Origin of the sequence: Phycicoccus jejuensis (assembly GCF_044797865.1) — a bacterium.
Classification (GTDB): Bacteria; Actinomycetota; Actinomycetes; order Actinomycetales; family Dermatophilaceae; genus Phycicoccus; species Phycicoccus jejuensis.
Genome location: NZ_CP085209.1, coordinates 2,020,838 through 2,038,759 on the forward strand (window position 1 = coordinate 2,020,838; position 17,922 = coordinate 2,038,759).

Annotated in this window: 14 protein-coding genes and 2 pseudogenes; 12 read left to right on the forward strand and 4 right to left on the reverse strand. The window is 67.0% G+C overall.

From position 1 onward, the window contains the following. A complete protein-coding gene (locus LG324_RS09490; RefSeq protein ID WP_404353069.1) occupies window positions 1-732 on the reverse strand; it encodes an enoyl-CoA hydratase-related protein in 732 nt (243 codons plus the stop codon). A 62-nt stretch (window positions 733-794) separates the two neighbouring features. Here LG324_RS09490 and LG324_RS09495 point away from each other — a divergent pair, with 62 nt between their 5' ends. After that, a complete protein-coding gene (locus LG324_RS09495) occupies window positions 795-1,733 on the forward strand; it encodes an SMP-30/gluconolactonase/LRE family protein (protein WP_404353070.1) in 939 nt (312 codons plus the stop codon). Here LG324_RS09495 and LG324_RS09500 read toward each other — a convergent pair. Both LG324_RS09500 and LG324_RS09505 read right to left on the reverse strand, forming a co-directional pair. After that, window positions 1,718-2,185, reverse strand: coding sequence for a dihydrofolate reductase (locus LG324_RS09500; protein ID WP_404353071.1), 468 nt, complete (start codon window positions 2,183-2,185; stop codon window positions 1,718-1,720). The genes LG324_RS09495 and LG324_RS09500 overlap by 16 nt on opposite strands. Continuing rightward, complete coding sequence (locus tag LG324_RS09505; RefSeq protein ID WP_404353072.1) at window positions 2,182-2,991, reverse strand: thymidylate synthase; 810 nt, start codon at window positions 2,989-2,991, stop codon at window positions 2,182-2,184. Before LG324_RS09505 ends, LG324_RS09500 begins: the two co-directional genes overlap by 4 nt. A 34-nt stretch (window positions 2,992-3,025) precedes the next feature. Here LG324_RS09505 and dapA point away from each other — a divergent pair, with 34 nt between their 5' ends. The 11 genes and pseudogenes from dapA to LG324_RS09560 all read left to right on the forward strand — a co-directional run bounded on the left by dapA (window position 3,026) and on the right by LG324_RS09560 (window position 16,653). Continuing rightward, the gene (gene dapA, locus LG324_RS09510; RefSeq protein WP_030527335.1) at window positions 3,026-3,922 is read left to right on the forward strand and encodes a 4-hydroxy-tetrahydrodipicolinate synthase; all 897 of its coding nucleotides are present in this window, start codon (window positions 3,026-3,028) and stop codon (window positions 3,920-3,922) included. After that, window positions 3,919-5,604: a ribonuclease J gene (locus tag LG324_RS09515; protein WP_404353073.1), complete on the forward strand. Its 1,686-nt coding sequence runs from the start codon at window positions 3,919-3,921 to the stop codon at window positions 5,602-5,604. The genes dapA and LG324_RS09515 overlap by 4 nt, the downstream gene beginning before the upstream one ends. Before the next feature lie 363 nt (window positions 5,605-5,967). After that, window positions 5,968-6,864 (forward strand): annotated as a pseudogene (locus tag LG324_RS09520) (IS256 family transposase); the annotation flags it as partial. A gap of 530 nt (window positions 6,865-7,394) precedes the next feature. Next, window positions 7,395-8,318: a radical SAM protein gene (locus LG324_RS09525; RefSeq protein ID WP_404353074.1), complete on the forward strand. Its 924-nt coding sequence runs from the start codon at window positions 7,395-7,397 to the stop codon at window positions 8,316-8,318. Between the two features lie 85 nt (window positions 8,319-8,403). Next, window positions 8,404-8,988 (forward strand): hypothetical protein, encoded by a 585-nt coding sequence (locus tag LG324_RS09530; RefSeq protein WP_404353075.1) that lies wholly within the window; start codon window positions 8,404-8,406, stop codon window positions 8,986-8,988. Window positions 8,989-9,007: 19 nt separating this feature from the next. After that, on the forward strand, window positions 9,008-10,291 hold the full coding sequence (locus tag LG324_RS09535) for an FAD-binding protein (protein ID WP_404353076.1): 1,284 nt from the start codon (window positions 9,008-9,010) through the stop codon (window positions 10,289-10,291). Between the two features lie 225 nt (window positions 10,292-10,516). Then, window positions 10,517-11,377 carry a hypothetical protein gene (locus LG324_RS09540; RefSeq protein ID WP_404353077.1) on the forward strand — a complete coding sequence of 287 codons (861 nt, stop codon included), beginning with the start codon at window positions 10,517-10,519 and terminating at the stop codon, window positions 11,375-11,377. Window positions 11,378-11,452: 75 nt separating this feature from the next. Next, entirely contained in the window at window positions 11,453-12,376 is a 924-nt protein-coding gene (locus tag LG324_RS09545; RefSeq protein WP_404353135.1) for a cysteine protease StiP domain-containing protein, read from the forward strand. Then, a pseudogene (locus LG324_RS09550) lies at window positions 12,366-12,506 on the forward strand (hypothetical protein); the annotation flags it as partial. The gene LG324_RS09545 and the pseudogene LG324_RS09550, both read left to right, overlap by 11 nt. A gap of 666 nt (window positions 12,507-13,172) precedes the next feature. Then, the gene (locus LG324_RS09555) at window positions 13,173-15,917 is read left to right on the forward strand and encodes a DNA translocase FtsK 4TM domain-containing protein (RefSeq protein WP_404353078.1); all 2,745 of its coding nucleotides are present in this window, start codon (window positions 13,173-13,175) and stop codon (window positions 15,915-15,917) included. A gap of 34 nt (window positions 15,918-15,951) precedes the next feature. After that, window positions 15,952-16,653 (forward strand): ion channel, encoded by a 702-nt coding sequence (locus LG324_RS09560; protein WP_051750304.1) that lies wholly within the window; start codon window positions 15,952-15,954, stop codon window positions 16,651-16,653. Window positions 16,654-16,681: 28 nt separating this feature from the next. On the opposite strand, the gene LG324_RS09565 is transcribed toward LG324_RS09560, so the two are convergent. Further along, window positions 16,682-17,875 carry a dipeptidase gene (locus tag LG324_RS09565; protein ID WP_404353080.1) on the reverse strand — a complete coding sequence of 398 codons (1,194 nt, stop codon included), beginning with the start codon at window positions 17,873-17,875 and terminating at the stop codon, window positions 16,682-16,684. Window positions 17,876-17,922 lie beyond the last annotated feature (47 nt).

Genomic DNA, 17,922 nt, shown 5'->3' on the forward strand with positions numbered 1-17,922 from the left:
TCAGACCCCCCGGAAGACGGCCGGGCGGCGCTCGGCGAAGGCGGTCCGCCCCTCGACGAGGTCCTCGCTCGACCACGCGTGGGCGAACGCGGCCTCGTAGCGCCCGAGCCCGGCCTCGTCGTCGTGCCGGACCCCGAGGCCGACCTTGGAGCCGGCCTGGCTCAGGGGGGCGAGCGACGCGGCACGCGTCGCGAGGGCCAGGGCGTCGTCGAGGCCCCCGCGCTCCTGCGCGAACCCGAGGCGCCACGCGTCGTCGGCGTCGAGGACGGCGGCCGTGAGGACCAGCTGCCGGGCCGCGCCCTCGCCCCAGCACCGCGCGAGCCGGTCGAGGGTCCAGTGGTCGACCATGAGGCCGAGCTTGGCGACCGGGACGGCGAAGCGGGCCGAGTCGCCGACGACGCGCACGTCGCAGGCGAGCGCGAGCTGCATCCCGAGGCCCATGCACGAGCCGTCGACCGCGGCGACGGTGGGGACGGGGACGGCCGCGAGGTGCTGGAGGACCTCGGCGAGGCGCTGCGTGAAGGAGACGTCCTCGAGGTCCGTGAGGTCGGCGCCGGCGCAGAAGTGGCCGCCGGCGCCGGTGAGGACGACCGCGCGCGCACCGGCGGCGAGCGCGGCGACGACCTCGTCGTGCAGCTGCTCGAGGGTGGCGAGGTCGAGGGCGTTGCGCCGGTGCTGGCGGTCGATCGTCAGGACGGCGACCCGGTCGGCGAGCGAGGCGTGGACGGTCACGGCCTCGACCCTACCGAGCGCCCCGGGTGACGCCCGGCCCGGCAGCCCCTACGCTCCCGGGCATGACGCTGCCGCTGACCGTCGTGCCGGTCCCGGGCCCCGGTGCGGAGGACGTGCTCGTCGGGGACGACGGGCGCGTCTGGACGGGGACGGCCGACGGCGTCGTCCACGTCCACGACCCCGCCGCCGGCACGGTGACGCCCGTCGCGGTGACGGGTGGGCGCCCCCTCGGCCTCGAGTGGCTGCCGGACGGCCGGGTGCTCGTCTGCGACGCCCACCGCGGCCTGCTCGCCCTCGACCCCGCGAGCGGCGACCTCGAGACGCTGCTCACCGAGGTCGACGGCGAGCACCTGCTCTTCACGAACAACGCCGCCGTCCAGCGCGACGGCACCATCTGGTTCACGGACTCGAGCCGGCGCTGGCAGGTCGAGGACTGGAAGAACGACCTCGTCGAGCACACGTGCACCGGGCGGCTGCTGCGCCGCACCCCGGACGGCGCCGTCACGACGGTCGTCGACGGGCTCGCCTTCGCCAACGGCGTCGCCCTCCTGCCCGACGAGCGGGCGGTGCTCGTCGCCGAGACCGGCACCTGCCGCATCCGCCGGGTCCCGCTGCACGGAGGGGAGCCCGGCGAGGTGACGACGTGGGTCGAGGACCTGCCCGGCCACCCGGACAACATCGCCCTCGGCTCCGACGGGCTGGTGTGGGTGACCGTCGCCTCGCCGACCGACCCCGTCCTCGGGGTGCTGCAGCGCAGCCCGCGCGCGGTGCGCGGCCTCGTCCGCCGCCTCCCGGACCGCGTCAAGCCGGCGCCGCGCCGCACCGCGCGGGTCCTCGCCCTCGACGACACCGCGCGCGTGGTCCACGACCTGTCCTTCGACGCGACCCGCTGGCACGTCGCGACGGGTGTGCGCGAGCACGACGGCCGGGTGTGGCTCGGCAGCCTCGTCGAGCCGGCGATCGCCGTGGGGGAGGTCCCGGGCGGTCAGCGCCGCTCGTAGGTGACCCAGGCGCAGCGCTCGCCCGGCACGCGCTCGGTCTCGACCCAGGTGGCCGGGTCGACGGGTGGGAAGTGCGTGTCGCCCTCCGGCTCGAGGTCGACCTCGGTCACGAGGAGCCGGTGCGCGTAGGGCATCGCCTCGGCGTACACCTGCCCGCCGCCGGCGACGAAGACCTCGTGGGCCGGGCCCGCGAGCGCGAGCGCCTCGACGAGGGAGTGCACCGTCTCGACCTCGGCGTGCGCCCAGTCGGCCTGCCGGGTGATGACGATGTGGCGCCGGCCGGGCAGCACCCGCCCGATGGAGTCGAAGGTGCGCCGGCCCATGACGAGGGGATGGCCCATCGTCGTGCGCTTGAAGAACGCGAAGTCCTCCGGCAGGTGCCACGGCATCGACTGCCCCGCGCCGATGACGCCGTTGCGGGCGACGGCGGCGATGAGCGAGACGCGGGTCATACGGCGATCGGCGCCTTGATCGACGGGTGCGCCTCGTAGCCGACGAGCTCGAAGTCCTCGAGCTCGTAGGCGTCGATCGAGAGCCGGGGCGCGATGGTCATCGTCGGCAGCGGCAGCGGCTCCCGGGTCAGCTGGAGCGTCGCCTGCTCGAGGTGGTTGAGGTAGAGGTGCGCGTCGCCGAGGGTGTGGACGAAGTGGCCGGGCCGCAGGTCGGTCTGCTGCGCGACCATCATCGTCAGGAGGGCGTAGCTCGCGATGTTGAACGGGACGCCGAGGAAGACGTCGGCGCTGCGCTGGTAGAGCTGGCAGTCGAGGAACGCCGGCCCGCCGTCGGCGGCCGGGCGGACGTAGAACTGGAACATCGTGTGGCACGGCGGCAGGGCCATGTCGTCGACGTCGGCGACGTTCCAGGCCGAGACGACGTGCCGCCGCGAGTCGGGGTTGGTCCGCAGCGCCTGCACGACCTTGGCGACCTGGTCGACGGTGCGCCCGTCCGGCGTCGGCCAGGAGCGCCACTGGTGCCCGTACACCGGCCCGAGGTCGCCGTGCTCGTCGGCCCACTCGTCCCAGATGGAGATGCCGCGCTCCTGCAGCCAGCGGACGTTGGTGTCGCCGCGCAGGAACCACAGGAGCTCGCCGATGATCGAGCGCAGGTGCAGCCGCTTCGTCGTGAGCACCGGGAAGCCCTCGGCGAGGTCGAAGCGCATCTGGTACCCGAAGACGCTCCGGGTGCCGGTGCCCGTGCGGTCCGACTTCTCGACGCCGGTCGTCATCACGTGGTCGAGGAGGTCGAGGTACTGGCGCACGGTCCCAGCCTAGGGGCGCACTAGTCTGGCGTGCATGACCTCCTCCCCGTTCGGCCGCGTCCTCACCGCGATGGTCACGCCGATGACCCCCGACGGTGCGGTCGACGGCCCGGGGGTCGAGGCGGTCGTCGAGCACCTCCTGGCCACCGGCCACGACGGGCTCGTCGTCAACGGCACGACCGGCGAGGCCTCCACCCTGACCGACGACGAGAGCGTCGACGTCGTGCGCCGCGTCGTCGCGGCCGCGGCCGGCCGGGCCAAGGTCGTCGCGGGCTGCGGCTCCAACGACACCGCGCACGCCGTCGCGATGGCCCGGCGGATGGCCGACGCCGGCGCCGACGCCCTCCTGCTCGTCTCGCCGTACTACAACAAGCCCACCCAGGCCGGCCTCGTCGCGCACTGCCGCGCCGTCGCCGACGCCACCGAGCTGCCGGTCATGCTCTACGACATCCCCGGCCGCACCGCCGTCCCGTTCGCCACCGAGACCCTCGTGGCGCTCGCCGAGCACCCGCGGATCGTCGCCGTCAAGGACGCCAAGGGCGACCTCGCCGCCTCGACCCGCGTCATGGCGGCCACCGACCTGCTGTGGTTCAGCGGGGAGGACGCCCTCAACCTGCCGCTCCTCGCGATCGGCGCCGTCGGCGTCGTCTCCGTCGTCGGCCACGTCGCCGGTGCCCAGTACCGGGCGATCCTCGAGGCCGTCGACCGCGGCGACCTCGACGACGCGCGGCGACTGCACCGGGGCCTGGTCCCCGTCGTCGACGCGATCATGTCGCCCTCGCAGGGCGCCATCATGGCCAAGGCCGCCCTCGTCGAGCTCGGGGTCATCGAGCACGCGAGCGTCCGCCTGCCCCTCGTCGAGTCCCCGCCCGAGCACCTCGAGGCGCTCCGGGCGGCGCTCGCCACCCTCCCCACCCCGAAGGACTCATGAGCCACCCGCACCCCGACCTCGACCTCCCCGCACCCCTCGCCCCCGGGGGCGTGCGCGTCATCCCGCTCGGCGGGCTCGGCGAGGTCGGCCGCAACATGACGGTCCTCGAGCACGAGGGCCAGCTGCTCGTCATCGACTGCGGCGTCCTCTTCCCGGACGACCACCACCCCGGCATCGACCTCATCCTCCCGGACTTCAGCGCGATCGAGGACCGCCTCGACGACGTCCAGGCGATCGTCCTCACGCACGGCCACGAGGACCACATCGGTGCCGTCCCCTACCTCCTGCGACGCAAGCCCGACATCCCGGTCGTCGGCTCGCAGCTGACCCTCGCCCTCATCGAGGCCAAGCTCAAGGAGCACCGGATCACGCCCTACACCCTCGGGGTCGCCGAGGGCGGGCGCGAGCGGCTCGGCGTCTTCGACTGCGAGTTCGTCGCGGTCAACCACTCCATCCCGGACGCCCTCGCCGTCTTCGTGCGCACCCCCGGCGGCACGATCCTCCACACCGGAGACTTCAAGATGGACCAGCTGCCGCTCGACGGCCGGCTCACCGACCTGCGCGCCTTCGCCCGCCTCGGGGAGGAGGGGGTCGACCTGGCCCTAGTGGACTCCACCAATGCGGAGGTTTCCGGGTTCACGGCCGCCGAGAGGGACGTGCGGCCAGCGATCGAGGAGGTTTTTGCAACGACACGCGGACGCGTGATTGTTGCTAGTTTTTCTTCACACGTGCACCGAATTCAACAGGTTCTTGACATTGCCGCCCAGTTCGAACGCAAGGTTGCCATGGTCGGACGCTCCATGGTGCGCAACATGGGGATCGCCGCCGACCTGGGCTACCTCAAGGTGCCCGACGGTGTCCTCGTCGATCTCAAGCAGCTCAACGATCTGCCCGACGACAAGGTCGTCCTCGTGTGCACCGGCAGCCAGGGTGAGCCGATGGCGGCCCTGTCCCGGATGGCCAACCGCGACCACCGAATCGAAATTGGTCCCGGCGATTCGGTCCTCCTGGCGTCATCCTTGGTCCCCGGGAACGAAAACGCCGTTTATCGAGTCATCAATGGCTTGATGCGTCTCGGCGCATCGGTCATACACAAGGAAAGCGCGCACGTGCACGTTTCAGGGCACGCAAGTGCAGGCGAACTGCTTTACTTCTATAACGTGTTGCGGCCAAAAAACGTGATGCCGGTCCATGGAGAATGGCGGCACCTCGTTGCCAACGCTAGAATTGCCGAGGCAACAGGTGTCGCTCATCGTAATGTTGCGCTTGCCGAGGATGGTGTCGTCGTCGACCTCGTCGACGGCCGGGTCAGCATCGCTGGGGCTGTCGAGTGCGGGTACGTCTACGTCGACGGCTCCTCGGTCGGCGACGCCGACGAGACGCTCCTCAAGGACCGGCGAATCCTGCGCGACGAGGGCTTCATCTCCGTTGTCGTCGTCATCGACTCTGTGACAGGCAAAGTCGTCGCGGGGCCGGAGATCACTGCGCGCGGCTTCGTCGAGGACGACGTGGTCTTTGAGGAGATCCGCCCGCGCATCGAGCAGGCGCTCGACGATGCGACAGCCCAGGGCGTCACGGACTCGCATCAGCTCCAGCAGGTCGTGCGCCGCACGATCGGGCCGTGGGTGGGGCGCAAGATCCGTCGTCGCCCGATGATCATCCCTACCGTGATCGAGGCTTGACTCTTAAAAATCGGATGTGCTCCGTCCACCGAAACGGGGGAGCGCATAAGGGCACCCCCCGCATATCGGGCCCATCCTCGGCGACGGGCCCGTGTCCGTTGAGACGGCTATCTTTGCCTCGGGCCTCCACACAAGAACGCTGAGGCAGGTCACGCCATTGAAGACAAGCGGAGTGCTGTAGTAGTCATCCACGAGATTGGTTACGCGGGCCGTTGATGACGGACCAACCTTCGGTTGCGGTGTGGATGTCTAAGCATCCGCCCGTGAGGTTCACGTTCGCCGCGCGCAAACTGCCGCGACGTCTTCGGCTTTACTCCGCCGGGCTGCCCCCCGCCAGAGTGGAAAGGGTGGACGGCCCGCTCCCACTGGGTGTCCACCAGGAAGGTCGATGACCTGGTCAAGGCGTTGGGCGCCGACAGCGGGATCTCCAAGTCGGAGGTGTCGCGGATCTGCGCCGACCTCGACGAGGAGGTCGGCGCGTTTCGGGCCCGCTCGCTCAAGGACGCGCAGTACCCGTACGTGTTCCTCGACGCCACGTACTGCAAGGCCCGCGTCAACAGCAGGGTGGTCTCGCAGGCGGTGGTGGTTGCCACCGCCGTGCGCGCCGACGGGCACCGGGAGGTCCTCGGGTTCGACGTCGGCGACAGTGAAGACGGGGCGTTTTGGACCGCCTTTGCCCGCTCGCTCAAGGCCCGCGGCCTGCACGGGGTGAAGCTGGTCATCTCCGACGCCCACGAAGGCCTCAAGGCCGCGATCGCCTCGGTGTTCTTCGGCGCGAGCTGGCAACGCTGCCGCGTGCACTTCATGCGCAACGTGCTGGCCAAGGTCCCCAAGGGCAACGCCGAGATGGTCGCCGCCGCGATCCGCACGATCTTCGCCCAACCCGACGCCCAGCACGTGCGTGACCAGCTCGACGTCATCGCCACCATGCTCGGGCGGCAGCTGCCGGTGGTGGAGTCGATGCTGCGCGAGGCCGCCGACGACATCCTCGCGTTCACCGCCTTCCCCCAGGCGCACTGGCGCAAGATCTGGTCGACCAACCCCCTGGAGCGGGTCAATAAGGAGATCCAACGCCGCACCGATGTCGTCGGTGTCTTCCCCAACCCCGAAGCCCTGCTCCGCCTGGCCGGTGCCGTCCTGGTCGAGACCCACGACGAATGGGCCGCCTGCGACCGCCGCTACCTCTCCGAGGAGTCCATGAAGACCATCGACACCGCCACAACCAAGGAGGTAGCCACCACCGCCGAGCTCACGGCATAGTCGACCCAGCAGAGCCTCACGCGACGGCGCAGTTACACCACCCCACGGGACTCACCCCTCCCACTTCTGCCATCTACTGGCACGCCGGCCAAGGTTCACAGCCCCCCACACGCAACGAACCCACCTTCGAAGGTCTCCCATCGGTCACCGTCCTGCAGCAAAAAGGATCTTCCGGGGTCTCTGATGCGAGCGCGGAGCCGAAGGCGACAGGCGTCCCGTAAGAAGTGCATCTCGACACACTGTCGGTGGGACTGGGTCGCGTTCGATCCAACAATTGATGTCCCATGCGAAGGCCGGAATCCGCGATGCTTTGTTGACTTGAGCCGCTCCTCGGCGACGCCGGCATGCGCTAGGGGTAGCGCAATCTCATGCTCGGCGGTCGCCGGTCATGGGTCCCACCGCGCCGCCTCGCCTGCGGAAAGCGGATGAACGGACGGACAAGGTCTGGTCTCATCAACAGACTTGCACTACCGTCTGCGTACTCGCAGTACCGCGCTGTGAGTCTGTCGGTTAGCGGGGGGGCTGAGGATATGAAGGCAGAGTGGTCGGACTACGGCGCGAGGGCCGCATTCGTTTTTGTTCCCAACCTGTGCAATGCAGCGTGCTCATTCTGTTACGTGGCGCCCAAATTCACAGAGTCTGCTCACTTAAGCCCAGTAGTCATGCGACGTGCTGGCAACTTTGCTGAAACCCTAGAAGAAATGGGATGCGAAGAGGTGAGGTTTACTGGCGGTGAACCACTACTGTTCGCCAACTTTGCTGCGCTCGTCTCGATCTTCATCTCACGCGGGTTTAAGTATCGAATATTGACGAATGGGCTATGCGTCGAGCCCCACCTTGATTACTTGACCGCTGCTCCACCAGAGCAGGTGACCATCAGTGTTCACGATACCCACATTCCCAGCATTGCGTTTGGTGTGCAAGTGGATAACGGCACTCTCTCGAAGAATCGCCGCGCCCTGGCCCAGATTACGACGGTTGAAGCGACCATAGTGATGAGCCCAAATCGTCCGAGCACCTTCACAGTCAGATCGCTAAGGAAAACTCTCCGGGAACTCAAGGCCGACGGCGTTCGACGGATCAAGTTGATTTTTGAGAACACTTTCGGCAGCGCTGGGGCCCTACAACAGTACGAATCTTTAGCGCAAGAGATCGCGACGGAATGGGGGCCTCATTTCGATGACATTAGGCGCACCGACGCCCATGAACACAAATGCAAACTACGATCCAAAGGTTTCCTGTCTCTGGATCTGGGTCGGGGCACGGCCACCGCGTGCTGCGTTCAAATGGGTGATGCTACGGTCCCGACGGCCTTCACGATGCAAATGGAAGCCACCCAGAAAGACGCGCAACGTTTGAGCGGTATGACTCTTCGCGCCGCGAAGGAAGCGGCAAGGGGCCAGCGACTTCCGTGCACTTCTCACTACGGAGGCTGCCCCCTTGCGCTCAAATGATGATTCAGGTGCCTACGCAACTTCTCGCCACGCTCTACAGCGCAGCGTCTTAGAAACTGTTGAAAGAAGCGCTGAAGGCTGCTACGTGAAAGGCTCCTTCAAATATGGAGACTTTCATTTCGCTGAAGGTAAAACATATAGCGATGTTGATGTCATCTATTCTCACAATGAGCAAGTTCGTCACGACTTAGCGCAGAGAATCGCTCGCGATTTGAAGTCATGCGGACACAATATCCGTGTCTCCGTCCTAGCCAAAGACTATACCCGGTCCATTTCCTTGACAGAATCAAGGATGTTGAGAGTTCTTGAGTATCTCAGGTTTGCCCGACGCTGTGAGGACGACCCTTCTTTTGCGTCGTATCTGTTGGCGAAGACCAGCCTAGGCTTAATATCGAACAAGCCGAGCGATCGTCTTGCGGATTCTTGCTTTAGTTCCGATGCGTTGATTGAAAAAGCGGTGGAATCTCGACTTGGGATTCGGTGCGACTTCTCCCTGGTCGACGCCAAGCTTCTCATGGAGGCGCAAGACTGTGAAAGCGCCTCGGTCTTCGTCTCCGTGCTCCTTGGCGACAGAGACTGGGCATACATGTGGTGCCTGGAAAAACTTTCAACAAGTTCGCTAGACGATTGGCTAAAGAGGCGTTTGCATGCACACCTGATTGGCGCTTGATATGTCTAGAAATTGCCCTGTGTTTGACGCAGTGGTGGTGGGTTTCGGTCTTGCGGGCGCGGTGTGCGCTGCGGAACTCTTGCGCAAGGGGGCCTCGGTCCTAATCCTTGATGCCGCATCGGCTGAGAAGGCGGGCGGCAACTCAAAGATTAGTGGGGGTGGCTTCCTCTCTAGTAGCGATCGGCGCGGAACGGTGTTATATCTGAAAGCCCTTGGCGCAGAGTCAGTGATGCTTGAGCAATGGGTCGAGGAAAGCCAAAACATTGTCTCTATCGCGAACCAGTACGGATATCGTTTAGAGAAGCGCCACAGCGCGAAGGCTGACTTTCCCGAGGTTGAGGGAGCGAATTCGATCGAAAAATGGGGTGAAGAACTTCCCGGGAAGCGCCTCAAGGACTTGCAGACGAGCGTGAAATCGAATGGCGCAGTCGTGGTGAACGGTGCTCGAGTTCGGTCTTTGCGGCTGGATCGGCTCGGCAGGGTGGACGAGGTGCATTTCACCAGAATGAATAGGAAATCCGTTGTTCGAAGTCGTTGGGGAGTAGTTCTGTGTTGCGGTGGCAGTGCGGCCACATTGCGCCAGTCTCATGCGCCGCCACTTACGCTGGGTTCGCCGTTCGCCCGTGGCGATGGAGCTCGCATAGCAGTCTCTGTAGGGGCGGTTCCGCACAATCATCTCAGTTACTGCGGTCCGTATTATGCGTTTCGCTACGGTCGAACGGTACTTGGTGTGACGCCAAGCCCACTCTATAAGTCTTACGGCCGCGACTATCTGTTGATGGATGCTGAGAGTGGCCGTCTGATTCCGCAGCCAGATGTGTCGCGTCACGGGTGGGCTTTGAGTGGTTCGCGCGGACCTTTTAGGCAAAGGTTGTCGAGGGCCATAGCCGTCACTTCGCTGGCTTCCAACTCTCAAGAGAGCGTGCTGGGGCGAGATGCCGGGCACGCGCCGGGCTATCTGGGATTTCATCACCCGGAAAAAGCAGAAACGTCCCTACGTAGGGCGCTAGTTTCGATCCGAGAAGACGCGATAATTGCAGAAACACGATCTGCCATTAAGAAGCTCGGAGATGCTCCGTTTGTAGGCATCCCAGTAGAAGGCGCGATTCTCAACACGCAAGGGGGGATCACTCGAGGTTATGGCGGAAAAGTCTGGGGGATCCATGGGGCGATTCCAGGTCTCTTCGCGGCGGGAGAGTTGGGATCCATGTTCGTTGGTCGCTATCAAGGCTCCGGAAACCTCACGGACTGCCTCCTCAGCGCCCGGTGGGCTGCTGAGGAACTATTGAAGAGAAAGGCATAGCAAGTGTCGATCCTGATGTGGTTCGTAGGCGCCGTAGGTGGCGTGGTTGTGCAATCGCTGCTTCTGACATTTTCCGCCAGGTATGCAGAGCGATGGCGTAGCACAATGGCGCATTTTCAGAGAATTTTGGGTAGATCCAGTCGAAGGAAGCTAGGCGCCAAGCCGAGGTTGAGTGGAGAATTACCGTCGTACTTTCGAGAGGGCGGTGATGCCATTGTAGATCTCGTGGTCTACGAGTTGAGTCTACGCCCGTTGATTCCGTTAATGGATTTACTATATTTTGAGTACCTGCGTAGACGCCTCGAGGTAGGTACGGTGAAGAAGGTGGTTGTGGTCCCCTGGAGTGGCTGGTCTCGGTCTGATGAGAACCTTCAGAAGGAGCACGACTTGTTGCAAAACTTGAAGATCGTTTTCGGGGAAGAATTTGGCAGAGTGAAGGTGTTGAGTGGCGCTGACTTTCAGCCATACGCCAAGTCACTTCTCCGGGAAGAGTTTTTCGACTCGTTAGAGTCTTTAGGGAGGTCGGAGTTCCTAAGAAGTTCTTCGCGAATCATGGGCTACCCCTTTCGTTCATACCATGACATAAATTCTGGACATCCAGAGAGCGTTCAATCGCGATCGTTGGTGGAACACAGTCTTCGTGGTTGGTTAGTGCTGAAATACCTACAAGACAATGAATTGCAGAGTGGAGATATCCGCTGCATTGGGGCGTTGATGTGGGAGCGTGAGCTGACCAAACTCCTGCTCCTGAAGAACCTGGAAGCATCGACTGGGGTCCGCCCCGCTTTGCTTCTGGGTAAGAGCATTACCTTTTGGCAATCGGGGCGCAAGCCGATCCCCACCTTCGAGAGTGAGGCGATTGAAGTATTTGGTGACTTCGATGAGCAGGTCACGAAGTTGACGAGGAAGTCAATAGCGGAGCTAGCTCGCACTCGGGAACTATTAGAGGCGATTCTTGAGTCACGTGCATTCGAGCTCACTTTGCGGGAATCTGCACCCCATGTGGCGCCTCGTCCCGCCCTTCGAAGGTCTGTAGAGCAGACGGCGGATTTGTTGTCTCAACTGCAAAGCAGATTGGGAGGGTGATGAGGCATGCGCAAGGTGCACATGTTGATGCAAGTCACAGACGGTGAGTTCGCTCGCAGTCTCGCCAAGGAACATATGCGTGATTTGCAGCTTGCGCCTGTTTTCGAACGTGAGTTGAGCTTCAGTGCCTGTTGGTTGCCGGACGCGATGGCTCGTTTGGTGGGGAAACTCGCAGCTCTCCCGTCGCCTATACGGCTCTTGGCACTCGCCCGGGGAGGCATCTCTGTCGGCGCCGCAGTTGCTGCGGCGTGGCCTCACTCGGTGCGGCCTCTTGAGTGGGCGATCGCTGGGTTCGACCGTGAACACGGGCTAGGGCGGTCTTCGGCGAACTTCGTTGACAGCCACCAGGTCGGTTCTGTAGTGATCTTGGACGGCTGGACGGGAAGCGGCTCAACGCTAGAGACTGTGCGTGCCAGGTTTCCGGGTCGAGAGAATTTAGTCGTGGCAGCCCTGGCGGACCCTGCTGGCGCGGCGGAAGTCTATGGCACGGATGCAGACGTGTTGGTGCCACCCGCTCTACTAATGCAGGCAGCTTCGTTCGGATTAGGGCGACCATCTTGGGACGAGGCTCATCAGGACTTTACCGTTGCTAGAGGTGGATGGTCTGACGATCTGATGAACTCGTTCATCCGCACGGCGACCACTTTTGCAGGCAAATCATCGGAAGTTCTGCCGGCGAGCGGTCCCACCTTCAACGACCCAGGCCAGAATGTGTTGCCTTCGTGCAGGTGCATAACGCACGGGATGTCTGAGACTTGGAGAGCATATGCGCGTGGACATCTAATCAGTATGCAAGTCGAGCCGGGGCTCGCCGCCATCCCACGGCTTGCTCGACTTATTGGGGCGGCGAAAGTACCAATCCGTAGGGGCAGTTGTAACGGTTTTGTGTGCTTGGGACTGGCGCCGGCATCGTGTCGCGAACACCAATCGGGCTTGGGGCGTGATCGCGCTTCTCGTTCCCTTGCTGTGGGTCGTCCACGTATCGATACGGGCGCTTGAGGACGCGACGGCCCAGGGCGTCACGGACTCCCACCAGCTCCAGCAGGTCGTGCGGCGCACGATCGGACCGTGGGTGGGGCGCAAGATCCGCCGGCGCCCGATGATCATCCCGACGGTCATCGAGGCCTGAGCCCGACCACGCGAGGGTCGTCGACCCTTCAACCGATTCCGCACTGAGCGTCCTCGCACGGTTCCGGCGCGGATCGGCTGCTCGGCGAGCCCCCACCTACGGAATCGGTAGCCGTTGCGGCGCCACGGCCACTCATCCGTTCCGATGACGTTGGGAGAGAAATCGCCGAACCCGCCCCGGAAAGGTAAAGCCTCCGTAAAGTGGTTCCCATCGGACGACATCCGGTGGGCCTGCAGGGGCCGACCGCGACAGCGTCCCCCCCAGGCGCCGTCCGACAGGTGAGCGGATCGACAAAGTTCTTCGAACCTCTAGCGAACCGGGTAAAGAGTTCGTAAAGTACGCGTCAGTGACCAGTCAACTCCACACCGGTGGAGGAGGTGGGCACGACCGCCGGGGCGCAGGGCTCCGGTGACCACGACGCACGGCAGGACGTCGGGCCGGCTCCGCAGGGGGAGCCCACCGACGGGAACGGGCAGGCTCCGCAGGGGGCCGCACCCGGTCCACCCGGCCGGCACGACTGTGCGGTGTCCCGCTCGGCGACAGGGGTCGAGCGGGGCACCGCACGTGCGTGTCGGCCGGGAACGCCGGCGGTCGGGCGGGAAATCCGTGGCTCCCGTGCCGCGTGTGACACGTGAGTCGGCTGTGACGCTCGCGTAGCCTGCGACCATGGCGACACGTACGTCCCCCACCTCCCGCTCCCGGGGTGGCAGCACGCGCCCCGCGACGCGGAAGAAGGCGGCGAGCCCCCGGACGGCGGCCAAGCGACCCGCGCGCTCGGGCGGGCTGCCACTGCCGCTGCGCGCCGCCCAGACCACGTGGATGGGCCTGGCCCACGCCACCGGCGCCGTCGCGCGCACGGTCGGTGACGCCGGGCGGGACCTCGAGCCGGAGCACCGCCGCGACGGCGTGGGCTTCCTGCTCGTCGCGCTGTCGGTCGTCGTCGCCGCCCGCGAGTGGTGGGGGATGCCGGGCGCCGTCGGCACGATCGTCCACGCCGTCGTCGCCGGGACCTTCGGCAAGGTCGGCTACGCCGTCCCGCTCGTGCTCCTCGCCTTCGGCATCCGGGTGCTGCGGGCGCCGCGCGAGGAGGAGTCGACCTCCCGCGCCGCCGTCGGCACCACCGCGCTCGCCTTCGCCGCCTGCGGCCTCGTCCACGTCTCCGCCGGCATCCCGACCCCGCCCGAGGGCGCCGACGGGATGCGCGCGGCCGGCGGCATCATCGGCTTCCTCGCCTCCAGCCCGCTCGAGGCGGCCGTGTCGGTCTACGGCACCGTCCCGCTGCTGCTCCTCCTCGGCCTGTTCTCCCTCCTCGTCCTCACCGCGACCCCGCTGCACCAGGTGCCCGAGCGCCTGCGCGGGGCGATGGACCGCCTGACCGGCCACCACCCCGACGCCGAGCCCGAGCCCGAGCCGGCCCCGAAGGCGACGCGCCGCCGCCGCACCGCCCGTGAGCTCGCCGACGCCGAGGCCTCCATGCACGGCGACGAGGCGTTCGAGCAGGCCGCGGTCGTCGACCCGCGCACCGGCAAGCGGCTGCGTCCCGGGCAGAAGCGCCCCGCGTCCGCCCCGGAGCCCGCCGCCGCGTCCTCGCAGACGGCCCCGCCGGCCGCGGCGGAGGCGCTCGCCCGGCAGGTCCAGGCCAAGGCCCCGCTCGAGGCGCCGCCCACCGCGCAGCTGCCCCCGCGCGTCGAGCAGCTCTCGCTCGCCGGCGACATCACCTACACGCTGCCGGACTCGGGCGTCCTCGAGCCGGGCAGCCCGCACAAGGCGCGCAGCGCGGCCAACGACCGCGTCGTCGAGTCGCTGACGACCGTCCTCGACCAGTTCGACATCGACGCGCAGGTCACCGGCTTCACCCGTGGCCCGACCGTCACCCGCTACGAGGTCGAGCTCGGCCCGGGCATCAAGGTCGAGCGGGTCACGGCCCTCTCGAAGAACATCGCCTACGCCGTCGCCAGCGCCGACGTGCGCATCCTGTCCCCGATCCCCGGCAAGTCGGCGATCGGCATCGAGATCCCCAACACCGACCGCGAGAAGGTCAGCCTCGGCGACGTCCTGCGCAGCCAGGTCGCGCGCGGGTCCGAGCACCCGATGGTCATGGGTGTCGGCAAGGACGTCGAGGGCGGCTACGTCATCGCCAACCTCGCGAAGATGCCGCACCTGCTCGTCGCGGGCGCCACGGGCGCGGGCAAGTCGAGCTTCGTCAACTCGATGATCACCTCGATCCTCATGCGCTCGACCCCCGACGAGGTCCGGATGGTCCTCGTCGACCCCAAGCGCGTGGAGCTGACCGCCTACGAGGGCATCCCGCACCTCATCACGCCGATCATCACCAACCCGAAGAAGGCCGCCGAGGCCCTCCAGTGGGTCGTGCGCGAGATGGACACCCGCTACGACGACCTCGCGGCGTTCGGGTTCAAGCACGTCGACGACTTCAACAAGGCGGTCCGTGCCGGCAAGGTCAAGCCGCTGCCGGGGTCGGAGCGGGTCATCACGCCCTACCCGTACCTGCTGGTCATCGTCGACGAGCTCGCCGACCTCATGATGGTCGCGCCGCGCGACGTCGAGGAGTCGATCGTCCGCATCACCCAGCTGGCGCGCGCGGCGGGCATCCACCTCGTCCTCGCGACCCAGCGCCCTTCGGTCGACGTCGTCACCGGCCTCATCAAGGCCAACGTCCCTTCGCGGATGGCCTTCGCGACCTCCTCGCTCGCCGACAGCCGCGTCGTTCTCGACCAGCCGGGCGCCGAGAAGCTCATCGGCCAGGGTGACGCGCTCTTCCTCCCGATGGGTGCGAGCAAGCCGATGCGCGTCCAGGGCGCGTGGGTCACCGAGTCCGAGATCCACGCCGTCGTCACGCACGTCACCGAGCAGCTCAAGCCCCGCTACCGCGACGACGTCGTCGTCGCCGCGCCGAAGAAGCAGGTCGACGACGACATCGGCGACGACCTCGACCTCCTGCTCCAGGCGACCGAGCTCGTCGTCACGACGCAGTTCGGCTCGACCTCGATGCTCCAGCGCAAGCTGCGCGTCGGGTTCGCCAAGGCCGGGCGCCTCATGGACCTCCTCGAGTCGCGCGGCGTCGTCGGGCCCTCGGAGGGCTCGAAGGCGCGCGACGTGCTCGTCAAGGCCGACGACCTGCCGACCACGCTCGCGCTGCTGCGCGGCGAGGACGTGCCGGACGCGGACGTGCCGTTCGACGGCGAGGCGATGGACGGGGACGCGCACACGCTGGCGTCCGCCGCGGCCGCCGGCCACGCCGTCCCCGAGGACGACACGGCGGAGGTGCCGGTCGTCCGCTACGGCGGCGACGCGGTGGCCGACGACCTCGACCGCTACCCGGCGGCCGTCGAGTACCACGACGGTGACGACGACGGCGAGGACGCCTGGGAGCTGACGGGCCGCCGGTGACCGGCCGCGGTCGCCGCCCGGCTACCGTGCTCCCATGACCTCGACCTGGGAGGAGCTGCGGGAGCCGCCGTCGACGTGGGAGCGGTGGAAGGCGACGCTGCGCAAGCAGCCCTCGGCCATGCTCCTCGCGGTGCAGATCCTCGTCATCCTCCTGCTGCCCTTCCTCGAGGACACCGAGGGCGGACGCGCCGTCATCTCGCTGCTCAGCCTCGCCGCGCTCGTCACCGCCGTCTTCACCGTGCGCAGCACGCCGGCGCTCACGTGGCTCTCGGCGACCCTCGCCCTGCCCGCGGCCGTGCTCGAGATCTGGAGCCTCGTCGACGACACCGGCTCCGTGCTGGTGTTCGCGCACTCGGTGCTCGCGCTCTTCTACTTCTACACGGCGTACGCGCTCATCTCGTACATGTTCGAGGACTCCTGGGTGACCAAGGACGAGCTCTTCGCCGTGGGCGCCGCCTTCACGGTGCTCGTCTTCGCGTTCGCCTACGTCTTCCTCGCGATCCAGGAGATCTGGCCCGGCTCGTTCATCGGGCACGCGGAGTCCGATCGTCGTACCTTCCTCGAGCTGATCTACCTCTCGGCGGCCCAGCTGACGAGCGTCGGCCTCTCCGACGTCGTCGCGGTCAAGCCCGAGGCCCGCGCCGTGAGCACCATCGAGCAGCTCGGCGGCGTGCTCTACGTCGCGATGGTCATCTCGCGGCTCGTCGCGCTGACGGTGATGCGCAACCGCCCCTGACCTGCTGCGCCCGGGGCGTCCCCGTCGCTCAGACGGCGACCCCGTCGAGGACCTCGATCCGCGCCAGGCCGGGGCCGCGGGTCGCGGCGATCTCGCCGGCGCGCTCCTGCGCCTCCCCGAGGACGCGCAGGGCGTTGCCGCTCGTGAGGGCGCCGAGGTCGGCGTCGCTCCACCCGCGCTCGGCGAGGGCGGCGAGCAGCCGGGGATAGCCGCTGACGTCCTCGAGGCCCGCCGGCTGCACGTCGACGCCGTCGTAGTCGCCCCCGAGGCCGATGTGCTCGACGCCGGCGACCTCGCGCACGTGCTCGCAGTGCGCCACGACGTCGTCGACCGTGGCCGCGGGGGCCGGGTGGGTCCGGCGGCGGGCGGCGGTGAACGCGGTGTAGGCGACGAAGTCGGACGACGAGATGCCCTCGGCCGCTGCGGCATCGGCGGCCTCGAGGTCCCACTCGCGCACGGCGGGGGAGACGAACTTGGGCACGAACGTCACCATGCAGAGGCCGCCGTTGCCGGGCAGGCGCTCGAGGACGTCGTCGGGGACGTTGCGGGGGTGGTCGCAGACGGCGAGCGCCGACGAGTGCGAGAAGACGACGGGCGCCTCGGTGACCTCCAGCGCGTCACGCATGGTGTCGGCCGAGACGTGGCTGAGGTCGACGAGCATCCCGAGCCGGTTCATCTCGCGGACGACCTCGCGGCCGAACGCCGAGAGACCGCCGAGCACCGCCTCGTCGGTGGCGGAGTCCGCCCACGGCACGTTGTCGTTGTGGGTGAGCGTCATGTACCGGACGCCGAGGGCGAAGAGCATCCGGAGGGTACCGAGCGAGGAGTCGATGCTGTGCCCGCCCTCGGCGCCCATGAGGGAGGCGATGCGGCCGGTCGCGAGGGCCTGCTCGACCTCGGCGCGGGTCGTCGCGAGGGCGAGGTCACCGGGGTGGCGTCGGACCATCTCGTGCACGGCGTCGACCTGCTCGAGCGTGGCCGCGACGGCGGCGTCGCCTTGGAGCTCGGCGGGGACGAAGACCGACCAGAACTGGGCGCCGACCCCGCCTTCGCGCAGCCGCGGGAGGTCGGTGTGGGTGGGGAGCCCGCCGGCCGCGAGGTCGAGGCGCTCCCAGTCGTAGCCGACCCGCTCGCGGGCCTCCCAGGGCAGGTCGTTGTGGCCGTCGAGGACCGGGTGGTCCGCGAGCAGCGCGGCGATGCGGGCCTGCGTGTGCTCGAGCATGCGCGCGACCCTACCGGGGGTGCCCGAGGGGCCGACCCGGCGCAACT